General features: G+C 61.2%; 17 protein-coding genes. 13 read left to right on the plus strand and 4 right to left on the minus strand.

From position 1 onward, the window contains the following. Positions 1-190 precede the first annotated feature (190 nt). The 7 genes from ACX80Q_RS05345 to ACX80Q_RS05375 all read left to right on the plus strand — a co-directional run bounded on the left by ACX80Q_RS05345 (position 191) and on the right by ACX80Q_RS05375 (position 8,941). Complete coding sequence (locus ACX80Q_RS05345; RefSeq protein ID WP_459329489.1) at positions 191-523, plus strand: DUF6504 family protein; 333 nt, start codon at positions 191-193, stop codon at positions 521-523. Next, entirely contained in the window at positions 516-3,953 is a 3,438-nt protein-coding gene (locus ACX80Q_RS05350; protein ID WP_459329490.1) for a DNA polymerase III subunit alpha, read from the plus strand. Before ACX80Q_RS05345 ends, ACX80Q_RS05350 begins: the two co-directional genes overlap by 8 nt. A gap of 42 nt (positions 3,954-3,995) precedes the next feature. Then, on the plus strand, positions 3,996-6,002 hold the full coding sequence (thrS, locus tag ACX80Q_RS05355; RefSeq protein ID WP_459329491.1) for a threonine--tRNA ligase: 2,007 nt from the start codon (positions 3,996-3,998) through the stop codon (positions 6,000-6,002). Continuing rightward, positions 5,999-6,601, plus strand: a complete 603-nt coding sequence (locus tag ACX80Q_RS05360) for an HIT family protein (RefSeq protein ID WP_459329492.1) — start codon at positions 5,999-6,001, stop codon at positions 6,599-6,601. Before thrS ends, ACX80Q_RS05360 begins: the two co-directional genes overlap by 4 nt. After that, positions 6,594-7,220, plus strand: coding sequence for a phosphatidylinositol phosphate synthase (pgsA, locus tag ACX80Q_RS05365; protein WP_459329493.1), 627 nt, complete (start codon positions 6,594-6,596; stop codon positions 7,218-7,220). Before ACX80Q_RS05360 ends, pgsA begins: the two co-directional genes overlap by 8 nt. 104 nt (positions 7,221-7,324) lie before the next feature. Then, positions 7,325-8,227 carry a pyridoxal 5'-phosphate synthase lyase subunit PdxS gene (gene pdxS, locus ACX80Q_RS05370; protein ID WP_459329494.1) on the plus strand — a complete coding sequence of 301 codons (903 nt, stop codon included), beginning with the start codon at positions 7,325-7,327 and terminating at the stop codon, positions 8,225-8,227. A gap of 210 nt (positions 8,228-8,437) precedes the next feature. After that, positions 8,438-8,941: a hypothetical protein gene (locus tag ACX80Q_RS05375; RefSeq protein ID WP_459329495.1), complete on the plus strand. Its 504-nt coding sequence runs from the start codon at positions 8,438-8,440 to the stop codon at positions 8,939-8,941. A 405-nt stretch (positions 8,942-9,346) separates the two neighbouring features. Here the strand turns inward: ACX80Q_RS05375 and ACX80Q_RS05380 are convergent, their stop codons facing one another. Beyond that, on the minus strand, positions 9,347-9,613 hold the full coding sequence (locus tag ACX80Q_RS05380; protein ID WP_459329496.1) for a hypothetical protein: 267 nt from the start codon (positions 9,611-9,613) through the stop codon (positions 9,347-9,349). Between the two features lie 501 nt (positions 9,614-10,114). On the opposite strand from ACX80Q_RS05380, the gene ACX80Q_RS05385 reads away from it, so the two are divergent. Both ACX80Q_RS05385 and ACX80Q_RS05390 read left to right on the plus strand, forming a co-directional pair. Beyond that, on the plus strand, positions 10,115-10,861 hold the full coding sequence (locus ACX80Q_RS05385) for a formylglycine-generating enzyme family protein (protein ID WP_459329497.1): 747 nt from the start codon (positions 10,115-10,117) through the stop codon (positions 10,859-10,861). Between the two features lie 161 nt (positions 10,862-11,022). Continuing rightward, the gene (locus ACX80Q_RS05390) at positions 11,023-11,388 is read left to right on the plus strand and encodes a class I SAM-dependent methyltransferase (RefSeq protein WP_459329498.1); all 366 of its coding nucleotides are present in this window, start codon (positions 11,023-11,025) and stop codon (positions 11,386-11,388) included. 619 nt (positions 11,389-12,007) lie between these two features. On the opposite strand, the gene ACX80Q_RS05395 is transcribed toward ACX80Q_RS05390, so the two are convergent. Beyond that, positions 12,008-12,526, minus strand: coding sequence for a GNAT family N-acetyltransferase (locus ACX80Q_RS05395; protein WP_459329499.1), 519 nt, complete (start codon positions 12,524-12,526; stop codon positions 12,008-12,010). Between the two features lie 528 nt (positions 12,527-13,054). On the opposite strand from ACX80Q_RS05395, the gene ACX80Q_RS05400 reads away from it, so the two are divergent. From ACX80Q_RS05400 to ACX80Q_RS05410, 3 genes are all read left to right on the plus strand, one after another. Further along, a complete protein-coding gene (locus ACX80Q_RS05400) occupies positions 13,055-13,669 on the plus strand; it encodes an RraA family protein (protein WP_459329500.1) in 615 nt (204 codons plus the stop codon). Between the two features lie 375 nt (positions 13,670-14,044). Further along, positions 14,045-14,626 (plus strand): dihydrofolate reductase family protein, encoded by a 582-nt coding sequence (locus ACX80Q_RS05405; protein WP_459329501.1) that lies wholly within the window; start codon positions 14,045-14,047, stop codon positions 14,624-14,626. Positions 14,627-14,731: 105 nt separating this feature from the next. Next, positions 14,732-14,878, plus strand: a complete 147-nt coding sequence (locus ACX80Q_RS05410; protein WP_459329502.1) for a hypothetical protein — start codon at positions 14,732-14,734, stop codon at positions 14,876-14,878. Between the two features lie 6 nt (positions 14,879-14,884). On the opposite strand, the gene ACX80Q_RS05415 is transcribed toward ACX80Q_RS05410, so the two are convergent. After that, positions 14,885-15,589, minus strand: a complete 705-nt coding sequence (locus tag ACX80Q_RS05415; protein ID WP_459329503.1) for a GNAT family N-acetyltransferase — start codon at positions 15,587-15,589, stop codon at positions 14,885-14,887. An 84-nt stretch (positions 15,590-15,673) separates the two neighbouring features. After that, on the minus strand, positions 15,674-18,358 hold the full coding sequence (gene asnB / locus ACX80Q_RS05420; RefSeq protein ID WP_459329504.1) for an asparagine synthase (glutamine-hydrolyzing): 2,685 nt from the start codon (positions 18,356-18,358) through the stop codon (positions 15,674-15,676). Positions 18,359-18,494: 136 nt separating this feature from the next. Here asnB and pdxT point away from each other — a divergent pair, with 136 nt between their 5' ends. Further along, positions 18,495-19,187, plus strand: coding sequence for a pyridoxal 5'-phosphate synthase glutaminase subunit PdxT (gene pdxT / locus ACX80Q_RS05425; RefSeq protein ID WP_459329569.1), 693 nt, complete (start codon positions 18,495-18,497; stop codon positions 19,185-19,187). Position 19,188: the final 1 nt, after the last annotated feature.

The following is a 19,188-nucleotide window of genomic DNA, read 5'->3' on the forward strand; positions in this document are numbered from 1 at the left end:
GTCAGCTATCTACATAACGCTTTATGCGCAGAACAAATGTCCGCTCCGGCGTTTCTTCCCAATAAGCGGGTTACTTTCCGCGTGAAACTGAGCGTACACTTAAATCTATTCGGATATATGTACTAATAAGTCATTCGGATCAAGAACATGATGCTGAGTTGGCGTCGCCGGGTGGAGGTGGAGTGCACGCATGGGCACCTTTAGCGAATCAGTTACTGTGGTGCGCTCAGCCGAGGGGGTGCTGGTGCAGCTGTGGTGGCGTGGACGGCTCCATGACCTTGCCGCCGAACCATTGTGTTGGTATGAACGGCGGCCCTGGTGGGAAAGCGAGACCCGCATGCGTCCGGGCGAGGGAGTGGGATCTGTGGACACCCAAATGTGGCGGGTGCAGGTGCGCCAGGAGGGAAGTGCGGAGCTGTTAACCCTGGACCTGGTGAGGTACCGGCCCAGCGACCGCTGGCGTGTCATAAAAATCCATGACGCACTGGATGAGCACTTTAAGGAGTTGCAGGAGGGTGCATAACTTTGTCCACTTGCATTGCGCCTCGGCCTTCAGTGCCCACTACGGGGTGTCCTGGCCCGATGACTTGGCTGCAGCCGCAGCAGCTGACGGCGCCAACGCGCTTGCCATTACCGACCGGGACGGGCTCTACGGTGCCGTCAAACACGTCAAGGCCTGCATGGCTGCCGGGATTGACCCCCTTCTTGGTGTTGACCTTGCCGTGCTGGAAGAGGGGCACAACGGTGTGGAAGTGGCGGGGCGGGTGGTGATCCTGGCCCATGGTGGGGGATTCGTGGCGCCGGGCGCAGGGTACGGTGCCCTGTGCCGCCTCATTTCTGCCGCGCATGAGCAGCCCCTGGTGGGCCTCACCCTGGCCCAACTGGCCACAGCCGTGCTGGATCCGGCGTCCGGCAGGGCCGCGCTGACAGTTTTGCTGGGTCCCGCATCTCCCGTGGGCAGGGCGCTCAACGGGCGCAAATACCTCCTTCCACGCACCAAATTCCTTGCATGGCGCAATGCCATGCCCGTGGGGTCCCTTGTGGTGGAAATCCTGAGTCACCTGAGCGCTCCCGGCGCGCCCATGAGCACCTCCCATGCCGTGCGCATGCTGAAACTGGCGCAGGAATTTGATGTGCCTGCCGTTCTGAGCAACGCCGTGCGCTACAGCTGTGAAGACGATGCCCCAACGGCGGATGTCCTGGACGCTGCCAGGAACATCTCGCCCCTGGAAAAGCTCAATGACCTGCAACCCACGGGGCAGGCCTGGCTTAAAAATGCTGCCCAGATGCAGGCAGTGGCCCAGGAGATTGTCCACCAGGGCGGCTATGGCGGTGCCGAGCTGAGGCAGTTGTGGTCCAACACGGAACAATTGGCGGACAAGTGCAGGCTTGACCCCGCAGCCGATCTTGGCTGGAAGCAGCCCAAAACCCCGGAGTCATCGGTGTTGGGGCTGACGCAGCCAGCAGGCATGGAGCTGCGTCAACGCACTGAAGCCGGGCTGAACCAGCGCTTTGGGGGACTCCCGGACGGACAGCTGCGCACGGTGCGCAGCCGGTTGGAAACAGAACTGGCCACCATCAGCGGCTTGGGCTTCGATTCTTATTTTCTTACCGTGGCCGAGGTCTCGGAGATGATCCGTGACATGGGGGTGCGCCGGGCGGCACGCGGGTCCGGGGCGTCGTCGCTGGTCAACTATTTGCTGGGCATCAGCGCGGTTGACCCCATCGCCAACGACCTGCTCTTTGAACGGTTCCTCTCCCTAGACAGGTCAACGCTGCCGGACATTGACCTTGATGTGGAAAGCGCCGAACGCCACAACGTGTACAGGCGCATCTTTGAGCGTTTCGGCCCACAACGGGTCACCCTGATGAGCATGCAAAACAGCTACCGGGCCCGCGGTGCTGTCAGGGATGCGGGCCTGGCGCTGGGCATGGACAAAGGTGAGATTGACCAAATTGCCAAACAGCTGTGGCGGTTTTCGGCTGGATCCTTCAGGGAAGCATTGGAGGAGAAACCCGAGCTGCGTGACTTTGCCGCCCAGGTGGAAAGCTCCCGCAATGCGCCAGGAAGCGCCCAGCTGGATCTGCTGGTTGACCTCACCGAACGCCTGGACAGTTTGCCTAGGCACATTTCCATGCACCCGTGCGGGGTGATTCTGGGGGATTCGACCCTGCTGAACAGGACGCCCGTGCAACCGAGCGGGCTGGGCCTGCCCATGAGCCAATTTGATAAACACGACATGGATGCCATGGGCATGCTCAAACTCGATGTGCTGGGTGTGCGCATGCAAAGCGCCATGGCCTATGCCGTACGGGAAATCATCCGCCTGCACCCCTCCAGGGAAGCCGTTGCCGCCGAGGGCGGGCACCCCCCGGAGGCGCCGTTCATCAGCGACGGCGGCGGCATTGACCTAGATGCCGTCCCGTTCGACGACGAACCCACCTTTGAACTGATCCGCAGCACCCACACGCTGGGCTGTTTTCAGATTGAGTCCCCGGGCCAGCGTGAACTGGTGGGCAAGATGGCGCCCACCGAGTTCAGTGACCTGGTCATTGACATTTCCTTGTTCAGGCCCGGGCCCATGAAATCAAACATGGTGAAACCGTTCCTGGAGAACAGGGCGGGCTTCACCCCCGCCCACTACGCTCACCCGGATCTCATCCCGGCCCTTGCGGAGACGCATGGGGTGACGGTTTTTCATGAGCAGGTGCTGCGGACCTTCAGCGTCATGACCAAATGCACCCTGTCACGTGCCGACGAGTTCCGGCGCGGGCTGGGAAAACCGGCAGTGGAGCCAGCCATCGAAAAGTACTTCAGGGAACACGCGGCTGCGCACGGCTACAGCACGGCTGTCATTGATGAGGTCTGGGAGACACTGAAGGCTTTTGGGAGTTTTGGTTTCTGCAAGGCCCATGGGGCCGCTTTTGCCGTGCCCACCTATCAGTCGGCGTGGCTGAAGGCGCACCATCCGGCCGAGTTCCTGACGGGGCTGTGGGAGCACGATCCCGGTATGTACCCGCGGCGTCTGCTGGTGGCCGAGGCCCGGCGCCTGGGCATCCCCATTCTGCCGCTGGACATCAACGCCAGCGGTGGCCAATACAGTGCCGAGCGGACGGCCGGCAATGTGACGGGCATCCGCATGAGCATGGCCGGCGTGTATGGACTCTCCGGGACGGAACTGAAACGGATCCTCAACGGCCAGCCCTATGACTCGCTGGCTGATCTGCGCGATCGGGCCAGGCTGAGCCGGCCGGCGTTGAAGCGGCTCGCCCAGCTGGGTGCCCTGGATTCCCTGCACCACCAGGCGCAAAGCCTGACCGGCAATACGGCAAACCGGGCCGACCTCATAGCCCATGTCAACAGCCTGCCCGCGGGCAAGTCCAGCAAGCGCAACCATCCCATTGCGGGCCAGCTGCACCTGCCCATGGGGGATGTGGAATTGGGCGCTTTGCCAGCTGTGCACCCGGCGGCCAGTATGGCGGAGACGGTGCGCACAGAACTTGACCTGCTGTCCATGGACGTGAGCGATCACCTGATGGGAAGTTATGCACCACTTCTGAATCAGTTGGGGGTGAGCCGGGCGGATCAGCTGCTGGGCCTGCGCAATAACAGTGAGGTGTTGGTGGCAGGGGTTCGGGTGGCCACGCAAACGCCACCCATGAGGGGCGGGAAGCGGGTGGTGTTCATCAGCATTGACGACGGCACCGGGTGCGTGGACACCACCTTCTTCACGGAGGCGCAGGAAAAGTCGGGGCCCTTGCTTTTCGGCACTAGGATGCTCCTGATCCGGGGCCTGACGCGGCGCACGGGACCACGGGGGATCACTGTGCAGGCATTGGAGGCCTGGGACTTGCAAAACACGCCCCTGCTCCCGGCGCCTCCCGTGTTGGAAGGGGTCCCACCAACCCGATACCATCAAAGAGGCTCACAGCAACCCCCGTATGTTGCTTAGACATGGAGCCACACAGGACAAAACAAGGAGTTAAACGTGCCAGTGGATACACAAATCACCATCAATGTCGAGGGCGTCGCGACTTCGGTGGCCACCGGCACCACCGGCGCGGAGCTGTTCTTTGAACGCCGCGAAGTAGTTGTCATGCGCGTGGACGGGGTGTTGAAGGACCTTTCGGCAGTGCTGGATGCGGACGCTTCCGTGGAGCCCGTGGCCATTGATTCCCCCGACGGCCTAGACGTTTTGCGCCACTCAACGGCCCACGTCATGGCCCAGGCTGTGCAGCAGCTGCGCCCCGACGCCAAGCTGGGCATTGGCCCGTACATCACCGACGGCTTCTACTTCGATTTTGACGTGGCCGAGCCCTTCACACCCGAGGACCTGAAGACCCTTGAGAAGATGATGCTCAAGATTGTCAACCAAAACCAAAAGTTTGCCCGCCGCGTGGTGACCGAGGACGAGGCCCGCGTGGCCATGGCCAACGAGCCCTACAAGCTGGAGCTTTTGGGCAAGAAAAACGACGACGCTGCCGACTCCGCCGAAGGCGTGAACGTTGAGGTCGGCGCCGGAGACATCACCATCTACGAAAACGTTGACCGCAAGAGCGGCGAGGCAGTGTGGTGCGATCTGTGCCGCGGCCCGCACCTGCAAAACACCAAGCTCATCTCCAACGCCTTCGCGTTGACCCGCACCTCCGCGGCCTACTGGCTGGGCAACCAGAACAACCAGCAGCTGCAGCGCATCTACGGCACGGCCTGGCCCACCAAGGAAGCCCTGAAGGCTTATCAGGAGCGCATCGCCGAGGCCGAGCGCCGCGACCACCGCAAGCTGGGCGTCGAGCTGGACCTGTTCTCCTTCCCCGACGAGCTGGGCTCCGGCCTGCCCGTGTTCCACCCCAAGGGCGGCATCATCCGCAAGGAGATGGAAGACTACTCGCGCAAGCGCCACGTCGAGGCCGGCTACGACTTCGTCTACACACCGCACATCACCAAGGGCCACCTCTACGAAGTCTCCGGGCACCTTGACTGGTACCGCGATGGCATGTTCCCGCCCATGCACGTTGATGCTGAGCTGAATGAGGACGGCACGGTGCGCAAGCCCGGCCAGGACTACTTCCTCAAGCCCATGAACTGCCCCATGCACAACCTGATCTTCCGCTCCCGCGGGCGCTCCTACCGCGAACTGCCGCTGCGCCTGTTCGAATTCGGCTCGGTGTACCGCTACGAGAAGTCCGGCGTGGTGCACGGACTGACCCGTGTGCGCGGCATGACACAGGACGACGCCCACATCTACTGCACCAAGGAGCAGATGAAGGATGAGCTCACCGAGACGCTGAACTTTGTCCTCTCCCTGCTCAAGGATTACGGCCTGGAAGACTTTTACCTGGAGCTCTCCACGAAGAACCCGGAGAAGTTCGTCGGCGACGACGACGTCTGGGACGAGGCCACGCGCACGCTGGCAGAGGTTGCCGAGGCGTCCGGCCTGGAACTCGTCGCCGATCCCGGTGGAGCCGCGTTCTACGGTCCCAAGATCTCCGTGCAGGCCAAGGACGCCCTGGGCCGCACCTGGCAGATGTCCACCATCCAGCTGGACTTCAACCTGCCCGAGCGTTTTGAACTGGAATATCAGGCAGCCGACGGCACCCGCCAGCGCCCGGTCATGATCCACCGTGCGCTGTTCGGCTCGGTGGAGCGTTTCATGGGTGTTCTGACCGAGCACTACGCCGGCGCGTTCCCGGCCTGGCTCTCACCCGTCCAGGTTGTGGCCATCCCGGTTGCCGAGGCGTTCAACGACTACATGTTCGACGTCGTCGCTCAGCTGAAGAAGGCCGGCATCCGTGCCGAGGTGGACATCTCCAGCGACCGTTTCCCCAAGAAGATCCGCACCGCCAGCAAGGACAAAGTTCCCTTTGTGCTGATTGCCGGTGGTGACGACGCCGATGCCAACGCTGTTTCCTTCCGTTTCCGGGACGGCAGCCAGGACAACGGTGTGCCGGTATCCGAGGCCGTGGCCCGCATTGTTGAAGCCGTTCGGAACCGCACGGCGTGAGTGAAATCGGTGGGGCGCCCTGGCCCGTTGTGGACAATTTTGAACTCCCCGGGGTTCCGGATGCCTTTCAACGTCTCTGGACGCCCCACCGGCTCGCCTATGTAAAAGGCGGGCAGGAGCAGGTCACTGGCAGCCACAACTGCCCTTTCTGTGAGGCCCCCTCGCGCAGCGATGAGGATTCACTCATCGTCCACCGCGGGGAACTGGCCTATGTTGTGCTGAATCTTTTCCCGTACAACCCCGGCCACCTGCTGGTGTGCCCCTACCGCCATGTCCCCGACTACACGGACCTGACCCTGGCGGAGACGGCAGAGTTTGCCGCGCTGACGCAACAGGGCATGAAGGTGCTGCGTGAAGTGGCCAACCCCTCAGGATTCAATTTGGGCATGAACCAGGGTGTCACGGGCGGGGCAGGCATTGCCGCCCACCTGCACCAGCACATTGTGCCAAGGTGGGGCGGGGATGGAAACTTCATGCCCATCATCGCCGGCACCAAGGCCATCACCCAAACTCTCGGTGACGTGCGCCAGCAAGTCTCTGCAGCATGGGCAGCGGCTGGCGACAACACGCTCACGCCCGAAAAGGACAGCGATGCTTAACAAGTACGCTCGCGCGCTCTTTGCCGCGATCTTCACCCCCGTCGCCGCCATTTTGGTGCGTTTGAAGGTTTCCCCTGACGCGGTCACCATCATCGGCACCCTGGGTGTGGCGGCCGGCGCACTGATCGGCTACCCGCTGGGTGAATTGTTCTGGGGCACGGTGGTCATCACCGTATTTGTGTTCTCTGACATTGTTGACGGGCTCATGGCGCGCATGTTGGGCCGCTCCGGGCCTTGGGGCGCCTTCCTGGACTCCACCTTGGACAGGGTGGGGGACGGGGCGGTCTTTGCCGGTATCGTCATCTGGTTCTACACCGGCGGCAACAACCACTTCATCGCCGCCATGGCGTTGACATGCCTAGTGCTTGGCTCCATCGTCTCCTACGCCAAGGCGCGGGCCGAGGGCCTGGGCATGACGGCCAACGTTGGCATCGCCGAGCGTTCCGACAGGCTGGTAGTGGTGCTCGTGGCGACCGGGCTGGTGGGCCTGGGCATCCCCGAAGCCGTGCTCGCCGTCGTGCTGGTCCTGCTCGCCGCAGCGAGCCTGGTGACAGTGTTCCAAAGGGTGGGAACTGTGCGCAGGCAGGCCCTTGAGCAGGTCTTGCCCAACGGGCAGTAACACTCGTTTCAACTGCAGGAAACCCCCGGAATAGAATGATCCTGGCTGTGCGGCGTATCACGTCCACAGTGACTCTTTTTCGTTCCTTCCCAGAGGGGTTTTCTGTGTCTACACCCGAAGCAACACCTGTGACCGGCAGCAGCCGCGTCAAGCGCGGCATGGCCGAGATGCTCAAGGGCGGCGTCATCATGGACGTTGTCAACGTTGAACAAGCCAAGATCGCCGAAGATGCCGGCGCCGTTGCCGTCATGGCCTTGGAGCGCGTTCCCGCGGACATCCGCGCCCAGGGCGGCGTTTCCCGCGCCAGTGACCCGGACATGATTGACGCCATCATTGCTGCCGTCTCCATCCCCGTCATGGCCAAGGCACGCATCGGCCACTTCGTTGAGGCCCAGGTCCTGGAGTCCTTGGGCGTTGACTACATCGACGAGTCCGAGGTCCTGACCCCGGCCGACTACGAGCACCACATCGACAAGTGGAACTTCAAGGTTCCGTTCGTTTGCGGTGCAACCAACCTGGGCGAGGCCCTGCGCCGCATCAATGAGGGTGCCGCCATGATCCGTTCCAAGGGTGAAGCCGGCACCGGCGACGTTTCCAACGCCACTGGCCACATGCGCAAGATTCGCACCCAGATCGCCCAGCTGGCTGCCCTGCCCGAGGACGAGCTGTACGTTGCCGCCAAGGAACTGCAGGCCCCGTACGAGCTCGTCAAGGAAGTTGCCGCAACAGGCAAGCTCCCCGTGGTCATGTTCACCGCCGGTGGCATTGCCACCCCGGCCGACGCTGCCATGATGATGCAGCTCGGCGCCGACGGCGTATTTGTTGGCTCCGGCATCTTCAAGTCCGGCAACCCGGCGCAGCGTGCCGCCGCAGTGGTCAAGGCAACCACGTTCTTCGACGATGCGTCCGTGATTGCCAACGTCTCCCGCGGCCTGGGTGAGGCTATGGTTGGCATCAACGTAGCCGACATCCCCGAACCGCACCGTCTGGCCGAGCGCGGCTGGTAACCCCCGCCCTCAACGCTCTCGCAGCAATGGTCACTTTTTGACCGACGCTGTCGCAGTTTTGACGCCGAGCCTGCCGAGATCAATTGATCCTGGCAGGCTCGACGACGTTAAAGGGAGTAGCCGAAGTCCTTGCGCGTGAGAATCTTCCCGTGAAGGTTCACTCTGAAATAGGAGGGAACGGTGTTGAATCCTGTGTAGTGCTGACCACAAATGGGCAGAGCTTCAGCAGCCAACGTCTCGGAGTGCCTCTACGTGATCTGGACCCTGCCCGTATCCGCCCAGATCTTGTTCCAACCGAGCGGAGCCGTGCCACCGTTCCTGGGTGCCCTCCAGGCCTCGCTGCCCGGGCTCAGCTTTCTCCGCACCACACGCGACAGCGGGCGGGAACTTCTTCGCCCCACCGTAATGGTTGTACTGATTTTTGTCAGTTGTGGACTACTGGCCGGCTTTATTCTGTGCGTGGGGATGGCCTTCATGGCCTTCATGGCCGAGGCAGCCCCAATGGTGAGAGATGTGTCCATGTGGGTGGGTATCTCGTCACCGATTCTGGCCGTCGCCCTGTCCATGCTCCTCGCCGGAATCGTCCGGACCAAGGAGGCGGGGGAGCCGGAATCAAGGCGACTCAAGGCCACCAAAGACTGGCTGTACCTGTCCCCGACGGCGTTCTTCCTGATCTGCCAGGCACTGTTCATCGTGGGCAGCCCCGTCGGATGACCTATAAAGGCCGCCAACTCATGCACCAGCGAGGCCTCCCAGACACCGGATGCTCACTGCTGCAAACTAGCTGCCCGTCAGGCAACTACGTTGAAAACCGGAGTGAACGCTTCTGCTGGGATGAGACCTTCTCCTCCCACGACGACGGGAAAGATGGTCCCGATATGGAAGTCCGTCCCCACCGATGCTGGAGTAGAGGCCGACTCTGCGAGAGTTCGCAAAGGCGGCCACTTGGAACGCCGTAGAGCGTTCCCGAACGGGGCGCCGTCTCGAGTCGTAGAACTTCATGCTGGCCGTAGAAACTACGCTCTTGACATGCTCCGATGAGACCGGCTCTCCTCGGGGCTTCTGCTTTGCCCGGACATCAGATCCGGGACAAAGCTAGACAAGCGGCCCAGCTGAGCCTCATTTGCCCGGGCGGCCGGTCTTGGGTCGACGCAGGCCGAGCACCACAAGGATGATGCCGACGCCCGCGACGATCAGCCCGATGGAGAGCCACATTCGGTTGCCGGTCATGAAACTTCCCGGGATCAGGTTCATTCCCTGCCCGGCGAATACTCCACCGATGATCACAGCGATCCAACCGATGGCGATGAGGGCGATGCGCCCGACACTACTGGTCACATTGCCTAGCTTACCCTTGACCACTTCGCGCTGATCGGAGACCGCCATCAACGTGCCTGTCTCAGGGCCAAGAACGCGGGTGGAATCACTGTCGGATGGATCCATCATCGCGATCAGCTCGTTCCCAGTTGCGCCACATGGTGGTGAGTTCGCTCAGCCACTGTTGGATCCCAAGTTGCCTTTCCTCAACGGATCGTTCTGACCTGCGACTCTGTGCAGGCGCAGTCCACTCAAATTCTCATTATCGTGTCATTTTGCTTACAGACTGATTTCCGTTGATGAAGATGACGGCGCTACGTTCCGAGTGCGACGAGCCAACTATCTGCGCCGTCGGGTATTGGCGCTCATGAACTCAGCGATTGTCGGAGCCAGAAGACTGGCCACATATTGACGGAAATCATGTCCCGCATAGGGGCCGGGCATTTTCGCGGGCGGGGTATACGGGAATTTGGCGAACGCGGAAGCACCCGGATAGTTATTCCAAGGAATTGTGGTGGTGGCTGGACCCGTCACGGACCGGCTTGCGGGACGGCATGGGAGCATTGTGAAATGCCTACCTTTGACCTTCGTCCGCTACCGGCCGGACAAGTGGAATTGCACGATGCACGACGGAAACACCGTTGGACCGTCCATCTGGAACCATTCGAGATTGGGGCCATCTCCGTCACCACGGTGCAGTACGCGCAGCTGATGGGTAATAGCGAAACAGGCTCCCAAGCACCTCTAGTAGATATCAATTGGTTGGAAGCCATCAAGTTGTGCAATGCAGCGTCAATGAATGAAGGACTTGCCCCTGCATACATCTTCGAGGCAGGCGAGGTGAGTTGGCAGACCAACGCCTCCGGGTACCGCCTGCCTACCGAAGCCGAATGGGAATATGCGTGCCGCGCTGGCACAGTGGGGCCACATTATGGCCCCCTCGATGCCATTGGGTGGACAGCGAATGAAAAGCTAGAGAACCCGAAAGAAGTTGGTCAAAAACTACCCAATGCCTTCGGACTCCACGACACCCTTGGAAACGTCTGGGAATGGTGCTGGGATCTACTCGATCCGGCCCGCTACGACGATTACCGAGTCTTCCGCGGGGGAGGTTTTGCTGATAAGTCGTGGAGCGTGCGGGCTTCCACACGTCGCGGTGGTGCGCCTGGGATGAGCCACCCAGACCTTGGTCTGCGCATGGCACGGGGTGCCTTCGATGATGCACAGGCAGCGCAAGGCTGGTCAGCCGAGGCTGATTCTGAACGGGGAAAGATAACTGGCATGCTGCCATCCGGGTGGACACCCCGGCGATACTGAGACTGACCAATGCAGGTCAGCCCATATACACGGCGGCGGGTGTCCCACAGGAGGTCGGCTATTGGACCCGCCGATAGAGCCCCAGTCTCCTACGGCCTGGTGTCTGTTGATTTGGGGCCGTCAAGACCAGCCCCAATTTGGTATTCGTTAGGCTGGCAGTCATGAATCAGATCGATAGCGCACCAACAGTTTCGAGCCACAGTGCTGTTCTGCATGATGGTGTTCGTCCTGTCTGGTCGGCTGAGGCGGTTTCGTGGCTGCTGGGGTCACCCGTGCGCGGCCACCTCCTGTCAGTCCTGGATCTGGGAGCCGGCACAGGCCTAGGAACCCGGACCGTCGCAGCTCTCGGACATACCGTCACCGCAGTCGATACTGACAAAGAGATGCTGTCTGTGCTCCGAAAGTCCTCTGAGGAACTCCCGCCCGAAGTCGCTGATAGGATCATGCCGGCTAGCGGCTCAGCGGAGTGCATCCCTCTGGAAGATCAAAGTGTGGACGCCATTGTTTGCCTCCAAGCCTGGCACTAGGTGGATCCCGAACGGGCAACGTCAGAATGCAATCGTGTACTCAGGCAAAACGGCATGATGGGTCTGGCCTGGCACACCTGGGACCGCACCAGCGAGTGGGTGAAGGCACTCGCTGCAATCGTCGAGCCTGACGGAACCCCTGCTGACCAAACCCGAGGCGTACCCGTAGAGTTTGCCGGGCGAGGCTCCTTTGAACGCAAGGATTTCCTCTTCAATTACGAGTTGTCCGTCGACCAACTCGTTCAGCTTGCCAGCTCATGGGCATTCGTCGCACAGAGATCGGACCAAGGCGCCGCCTTGGCGAAAATCCGTCGTCTGGGCGAACAAGCGGAGTCACCTGACACAGGCCTTGTTGGATTCCCACACATCACGGCCGCCTTTCGCCTACAACGGCTAGGCAGAGCAGTCGTGGAGTAGGTGGAACAACGTTTCACAATGAGAGTGCAACTAACGCCGAAAAGTGTCCGAAGTGATCATCCCGTAGAGCGTTCCTGTTCGAAACATTGTGAACCGAGAGTCATTGCGTTTGGCGTTGGGAGATTTGGCGTTGAAAGCCACAACGGTGGGCTTTCCCGCCGCCAAGACTTGTTGTCAGCCTCGGGCGAGGAAGGGCAATGAATTAGAGTGTGTTGATCCAGTAGCGGCGCTTACCGTTGCGGCTGTCTTCGAAGACGCCCCCATTCTTTTCGATAGTGGCACGGGAACCGGCATTGTCCTCATCACAGGTGACGAGAACCCGGGAAATCTCCAGATCGTGGGCAATGACCAAGGCGTCATTCAACGCCTTGGAGGCATGCCCGCGGCGGCGCGCGGATGGGCGAACGCTGTATCCAATGTGCCCGCCTTCATGCAGCAGGAAATCATTGAGTTCATGGCGGATGGCAAGGGAACCAAGGACCACTTCTCCTTCAACGATCCACAGATAGGTGCACGGCACGTAGCCAGGCTTCCGTGGGCTCTCGGGTAGTGCGCCAGCAACTAGTTCGTCAACGAATCGGCCGAAGTCCAGCGGATTTCGGAGGTCTTCCAATGACCAATCCTCACCTCCGCCACCATCCCGGTGGACCCCATTGAATTCCATGGCAGCTTCTAGCCAGGAGGATTGGAAATTTGTGTTGGGAGCGATGAGGATAGCCATTTAAAGATCCTAGCCGCCTGTTTTGCTCTTTCTGACACCCTGCACGATAGCTTTGTACCGTTGTCAGAGTCTCTCCGCGATATTGAATTCTCATTCAGGGAAGAACAACGCACAACTGGCGATCATCTGTCCCGTAGAGGGTTCCAACAACGGCCTCATTCCGCACCGCATACGCTATAAGTTCGGCGAACAAAAGGACTGGAGTGCTTTGTGAGAGCCTCCTTCGACTCTATTGGGTTCACCCGGCCAAAAGGACAACCATCATGGCATGCTCGCCTAGTGGTCTAGTGTCACCAGCGCCGCGCCTGCTGAAGGTTCAGCCTGCGGACTGGCCAGGCGTCGAACGTCATGCTTCCACCCCCGAGAATCCGGTAGTCGGTCATCAACCAGCTTGCGGGGCAAGTCGCCGCCCAAATGTCAGGGTCGCTTATGAGCTCCAAGTGTGCCCGACTGGTCCACGTCATGAGGCAATAGGAATTTTCACTGCCCGTATGATCTGAGGGCATCCGGTTACCAAAAGGAGTCCCAATGTCAGCCTTGCAGGAGTTTGTCTCTCCCACCGCAGTTGCAGAACAGGTGAATCGATCACAAATCCTTTCATCTGAAATTCAGCCACTGTGGGAAGGTGCGAAACTGAGCGGGCCAGCCTATACGGTGCGCTGCGCCCCGGGAGACAACTTGATGCTCCATGCAGCGATTCACCGCGCACCTGCTGGTTCAGTGCTCGTAGTCGATGGTGGTGACGCGTCCCATGCGATTGCCGGCGGAAACGTTTGTGCCGTCGCGCACCGACGCGGGATCGCTGGCCTTACAGTCGACGGCGCCATCCGCGATGTCAAAGAAATCCGTGAACTCGGGTTTCCAGTATTCGCCCGGGCTGTGGTGCCCAAGCCCGGACTGAAAGCTGTTGTTCTTCCACTGCAACAACCCGTGAACTGCGGTGGCGTTCTCGTGCACTCAGGTGATTTCATGACGGCAGACGAGGATGGCATCGTCGCCGTGCCAGCCGAACGAGTCAAAACTGTACTAGCAGCAGTGGCGGAGAAGGCCAGCCTGGAGAAAGCCCAAACACTTTACGAGTGGGATGCCGAACACAATGCGACGATCGACTCGATTTTGCGAGCTGCTGGCGTGGATTGGTAAGCAATTAGGCGTAGGCCAGGATCCTCGCGATATAAGCATCTGAACGTATCAGCTAGACAGTGTCCCGGTCAGTGTTCCCGTTGCGGGTTGAGCCGGTTGGTGATGTTCCTGACGCACCATGTCCTTGAGCTTCCACCACAGGCCACGCCGCGATCCCTCGAATCCGCAACGACGACACAACCTTCCGTCCGCCCCGTGGGAATCGTCAGGCACATCGAGGTCTTCCGAATAGCCTGTGTGTGAACTTCCGTCATCGGGAGACCTCGACCCCTACCCTGGTGCCGACGTGCCGCTATCGACGACATCATGCGCCCGCTATACCCTCAACTGTGGAGAGCTGCTAATGTGGGGCACCCCAAAGCAAAGGAGCGCCCCGTGGGCAAGATTGTCATGAACGGCTCGGTGTCGGTGGATGGCTTCGTTGCGGACGAGAACGACCAGCCCGGACCGTTGTTCGACTGGTTGTCCAGCGGTGACGTCCCGTTGGACGTGAGCGGCGAGTTGAAGGTGTCGCGGACATCCTATGACTACACCCGGCCGTATTGGGATCAGATCGGGGTGACAATCGTGGGCCGCCACGTCTTCGACATGACGGACGGCTGGGACGGGAAGCCTCCGGGCGGGGTCGACCACGTGGTCGTCGTGACGCACCGGCCCATGCCCGAGGGCTGGGACCCTGAGACGCCATTTCACTTCGTTGACGGTGTGGAAGCAGCCGTGGCCAAGGCGCAGGAGCTCGCAGGTGACCGCATCGTCGAGGTCGCCGCTGGCGACGTCGGTGGACAGGTGCTTGCCGCGGGCCTCGTTGACGAGGTGCGTATGGACGTCGTTCCGGTCGTGCTCGGATCCGGCAAGCGCTACTTCGGGCCGGTCCACTCACAGCACCTGTTGGGAGATCCCGACGTGGTGATTCAGGGCAACCGGGTGCTTCACCTGCGCTATCGGGTGCGCCATTGACCGGTCAGAGTGGGCCTCTTGCTGCGGTTGCGCATCGCTGCCCTGGGACAGGCGCGACGCCGTGAAGGGCTTGGGAGGAGTGCGGCTACGTGCGAGGAAGCGACAGTGAATAGTTCCAAAAACACCCGGCTGAGACGAGGTGCGGCCATCGTTGCACTTGCGGCCATGGTTGCGGCGTTCGCCGCCATTGCTGCCATCAGCCTTGTTGTGGGGTTGGTGGCAAAATCGAAAGCCGCCAGAACCAGCATGTAGGGCGGCCTACGCGTTGGCCCCGTTTTGGGCGCCCAGCTGCGGCACCTGGTACCACCAGGTCTGGCCCTTCCCGATGAGCTCAAAGCCATAGTTGCGGTAGAGTCGCTGGCCGTCGGGGGTGGCGTTGAGCAGAAGATGCTCGGCGCCGGCGTTGAAGGCCGCCTCGGAGAGCTTGTTGAGCAGGGACGTGCCCAACCCCAGACGGCGGTATTCTGCCTCCACCGACATGTCGAAAATCCCGGCCAAATGCTTGGTCCCCTGCTCCGGCGGGAAGTACGCATAGGACTGCCCCACTACATCCAAGCCGACCCGGGCCGTGGCGAGCCACACCTGATTCTCCACGGCGTCGTTGACGGTAACGCGGTCATCAACCGCCTCGCTGGCCGCGGCCACGGTTTCCACATCAAGGCTCCGTGTCATCCACCACGGCTGGCCGCCCGGTTCAAAACGGAAGTTGGCCAGGTGCCCGGCCCGGACGGCAGCATTGAGCCAGATGCCCACAGTCGCCGCCCCGCGCCGTTCGGCCTCGGCCAGGGCAGGAAAAAGGCCGGCCTCGGTGACGTTGGTGGGGAACATGCACAGCATTTCCCGTGTCTGCGGCAGCCACACCCAGTCCATCTGATGCGTGGTAAACGAACGTCCGCCCGTGGCCTCGGCAAGTGCCCTGAACCAGGCGTGCTGGGTGCGCTGACAATCAGCGATCGTCACCATGATGTATCTTCCGTTTGTGAATGGGCTATTTAACAGCGTGAGGCGCGCACCCAGCGAAGGGTGCGCGCCTCGGCGCCAGTGGTGCTACTTCTGGGTGAACACCAGAGACATGGGGGTTGTCTCGGTGGTCTGGCCCTGCGGGTTGTCGCGGAAGATGTTTTCCAAGACTGCCTTGGGCAGTGCTGTGTCGTGGCCCAGGGCTACAACACCGAGATCGTTGGCGTCCATGATGGCGGTGCCAGCAAACGTCGCCGCAAACTCGGCCGGGACAGCGGCCCGGACCAGGGCGCTGAGGCGGGCTGCCACGCCGTCGGGGTCGATGGGAGCATACTTCACGGAGTGCGTGGAGGTGCCCACCTGGTAGCCGGCGGCGCCGTCGATCGCGTTGATGTTGTGGCCAACCACCTCGTAGAACACGCCCGACTTGCCCTGCAGCTTGCCAATGACGGAGCGTGCGGAGGCGTACATGATGCGGGGCAGGCCCACCTCGTCAATGGCCAGCTGCATGGACCAGGGACTGGCCAGGCCAATGCCGCCCGGGTTGCGGGTGACGAACTTGCTGAAGATGCGTGCGGCGTTGGAGACCTTGATGTCCCACACAGGGATGGAGCGGCCCTGGGTCATGGCAACGATCTTTTCCGACACGAACAAGTACCACGGCGTGTTGGCCGTGGCCGCAACGTGGTCCCCGCCTGCTGTGGGCAGGCCGTCGAAGTAACGCTTGACGTAGGTCATCACGGCCGGGTCAAAGTCGGTTTCCTTGTAGAAAACCTCTGTGCGCAGCGGGTAGCGGCGGAACGTTCCGGCGCCGTCGGGCACCGTGATGTCCAGGTCCTTGTCGGCGTTGGGGATGTAGTCGCTCTTGCCCTCGATGCCGGCCTTGACCTCTGGCTCGTCAAAGAACTCGCGCAGCCACAGCTCGGTGTTGATCAGGCGCCAGAACACCATGGTGGAGCCGGCGGACTTGCCGCTGAGGTATTCCTCGAACGCGTAAATGACCGCGTCCTGATTCCAGTAGGGCCGTGAACCGAAGGAGGAGGAAAGGAAGATCTCGTAGATTTTTTCCTTCATCAAGCCAAACCACTCGGCCTCTGGGGTGGTGAAGCCGATCTTGTTGCGGCGGTTGCTGATCATCTCCGGCAGCAGCTCGCGGGTGGCGTCACGCAGGATGCGCTTGTTCCAGCCGCCCTTGATGATCGACTCATCGGAGAGGCTGAAGAGGAACTTCACCACTTCCTTGTCCAGGAACGGCACGCGGCCCTCCAGGGAGAAGCGCATGGTGTTCTTGTCCTCGTAGCGCAGCACGGCCGGCAGGGACTTGTGGAAGAGGTCATCAATGAGACGCAGCTTCAAGTTGTCCGGGATGTTGGAGAACGTCTCGGACTTGTGCGCGGCGGTGAACTTCTTGTTCAGTAGCGGGGTGATCCCCGCAGCCTTCTTGAAGGTCAGTGCACCCTGAATGCGGAAGCGGGCCAGGCGGAACAGGATGTCGGAGCTGGAGACCAATTCCTTGGCCAGTTTGGCGTTCTGGCCGTTCTTTTTCAACTGGCGCAGGTACGCGAAGTAGTAGGGGATGTAGCCGGCCATCATCTCATCGGCGCCCTGGCCGTCCAGGAGCACCGTGACGTGCTTGGAGGCCTCGCGCATGACCTGGTACTGGGCGTACGGGCCGGAGGAGATGATGGGTTCCTCCATGGTGCGCACAAAGTCCTCAAGGTCTTCCACGAACTCGGAGGCCTGCGGGCGGATCTTGTGGCTGATGACGTTGCCTTCGCAGCGGGCCAGCACGGCGTCGGCGTACTTTTCCTCGTCATTGAGCGAGTTGGGGAACACTGCGGAGAAGGTCTGCTGCTGGGCACCGAGGGAATCGGTGGCAGCTGCCTTCTCCTGCATGAGTTTGTTGATGGTCACCACGACGGCGGAGGAGTCCAGTCCGCCGGAAAGGGCTGTGCCCACGGGGACCTCGGACTGCAGGCGCAGGCGGACACCCTCGGTGAAACGTTCCCGGTATTCGTCAATGACGGCCTTGGAGTAGGGGGTTTCAATCTTGGCCAGTTCGGCCAGCTCTTCCTTGAAACGCGTGTAGGAACTGATGGTGACGGTGCCAGCTGGGCCGGCTTCCGTATCAACAGTGTTCAGCACCAGCTTCTCGCCGGGCATCAGTTTTTGCACGCCGTTGAAGAAGGTGGCGGATTCGTCGTCGTGAATCCGGAACTGCAGGTAGCGGTACAGGATCCGCTCGTTGACGCCGGTCTCAATCTTGTTGGCAGCCAGCAGGGGCTTGATCTCGGAGCCGAACAGCAGCGTGGGGGCCGCGGCGGTGCCGGAGGTGGCGTAGTACAGCGGCTTGATGCCGAAGTGGTCGCGGGCCAGAACCAGACGGTTGTTCTTCCTGTCATGGATGGCAAAGCCAAACATGCCGTTGAACTTGTCAAACGCGGCGTCGCCCCACTCCTCGTAGGACTGCAGCACCACTTCGGTGTCCGACTTGGTGGAGAACGTCCGGCCCAAGGCTTCCAGCTCGGCACGCAGGTCAAGGTAGTTGTAAACCTCACCGTTGTAGATGAGGACGGTTTCCCCGTCGGCGCTGTACATCGGCTCCTGGCCGTGGGCCACATCGATGATGGAGAGACGGCGGTGGGCCAGGCCCACGTTCCCGTGGGTGTAAATGCCCTCACCGTCGGGGCCGCGGTGCACAATGCACGCGTTCATCTCTTGCAGGAGCGTTTCGTCCGCTCCATAACCGTAATAACCAGCGATTCCGCACATACTACTTACCTCATCTTTAGCACGTCAGTCCTCGCACAATGCTACTTGCTTGAGCACTGCGGTGCTGCCAACCGTCACGGCGCGTAAGTGAAGTAATCCATGTGACTTTGCGCCCAACTAAGATGTAAATGTGACTATGACATCCCATGAAACCCTTGATTCCGCAGCGCCCAAACAGCCCCTGGTGGGTGTTTTGGCTCTGCAGGGCGATGTGCGCGAACACGCCCGGGCCGCTGAGGCCGCCGGCGCGCGTGTCATCAGTGTTCGACGCCGGTCCGAGCTGGCCGCCGTCGACGGTCTGATCCTGCCCGGCGGGGAATCGACAACCATTGACAAACTGACCCGCATCTTTGAACTGCGTGAGCCCCTGCGGGAGCGGATCGCCGCCGGCATGCCCGTCTACGGCAGCTGCGCGGGCATGATCCTGCTGGCCAACGACATCGCCGATCCCGCCAAGGATCTCAAGGGTGAGGCGCAGCAGACCCTGGGCGGGCTGGATATCACCGTGCGGCGCAACGCCTTTGGCCGCCAGGTTGACTCCTTTGAGACCGAGCTGAACTTCACCGGTCTGGCCCTGGCCGGGGAGCCTGAAACCCCCGTGCATGCCGTGTTTATCCGGGCACCGTGGGTGGAGCGGGTGGGGGAGTCCGTGCAGGTCCTTGCTAGTGTTGAACTCCCTGCGGATGAGCAAACCGGTAGAATCGTCCCAGAAGTCCGTGCAGTAGCCGTTCGATCGCAGCATTTGCTGGCCACCTCCTTCCATCCGGAAGTGACGGGTGAGCGCCGCATCCACGAACTGTTTATTCGAATGATTAGAGGGGAAGCGTAAC

The organism is Arthrobacter sp. HLT1-20, from assembly GCF_054510895.1.

Excerpts from the sequence above, each read along its gene's own strand:
- ACX80Q_RS05345 (WP_459329489.1), top strand. The coding sequence starts at position 191 with ATGGGCACCTTTAGCGAATCAGTTACTGTGGTGCGCTCAGCCGAGGGG.
- pgsA (WP_459329493.1), top strand. The coding sequence starts at position 6,594 with ATGCTTAACAAGTACGCTCGCGCGCTCTTTGCCGCGATCTTCACCCCC.
- ACX80Q_RS05375 (WP_459329495.1), top strand. The coding sequence starts at position 8,438 with ATGGGCAGAGCTTCAGCAGCCAACGTCTCGGAGTGCCTCTACGTGATC.
- ACX80Q_RS05380 (WP_459329496.1), bottom strand. The coding sequence starts at position 9,613 with ATGGCGGTCTCCGATCAGCGCGAAGTGGTCAAGGGTAAGCTAGGCAAT.
- ACX80Q_RS05385 (WP_459329497.1), top strand. The coding sequence starts at position 10,115 with ATGCCTACCTTTGACCTTCGTCCGCTACCGGCCGGACAAGTGGAATTG.
- ACX80Q_RS05390 (WP_459329498.1), top strand. The coding sequence starts at position 11,023 with ATGAATCAGATCGATAGCGCACCAACAGTTTCGAGCCACAGTGCTGTT.
- ACX80Q_RS05395 (WP_459329499.1), bottom strand. The coding sequence starts at position 12,526 with ATGGCTATCCTCATCGCTCCCAACACAAATTTCCAATCCTCCTGGCTA.
- ACX80Q_RS05400 (WP_459329500.1), top strand. The coding sequence starts at position 13,055 with ATGTCAGCCTTGCAGGAGTTTGTCTCTCCCACCGCAGTTGCAGAACAG.
- ACX80Q_RS05415 (WP_459329503.1), bottom strand. The coding sequence starts at position 15,589 with ATGGTGACGATCGCTGATTGTCAGCGCACCCAGCACGCCTGGTTCAGG.
- asnB (WP_459329504.1), bottom strand. The coding sequence starts at position 18,358 with ATGTGCGGAATCGCTGGTTATTACGGTTATGGAGCGGACGAAACGCTC.
- pdxT (WP_459329569.1), top strand. The coding sequence starts at position 18,495 with ATGACATCCCATGAAACCCTTGATTCCGCAGCGCCCAAACAGCCCCTG.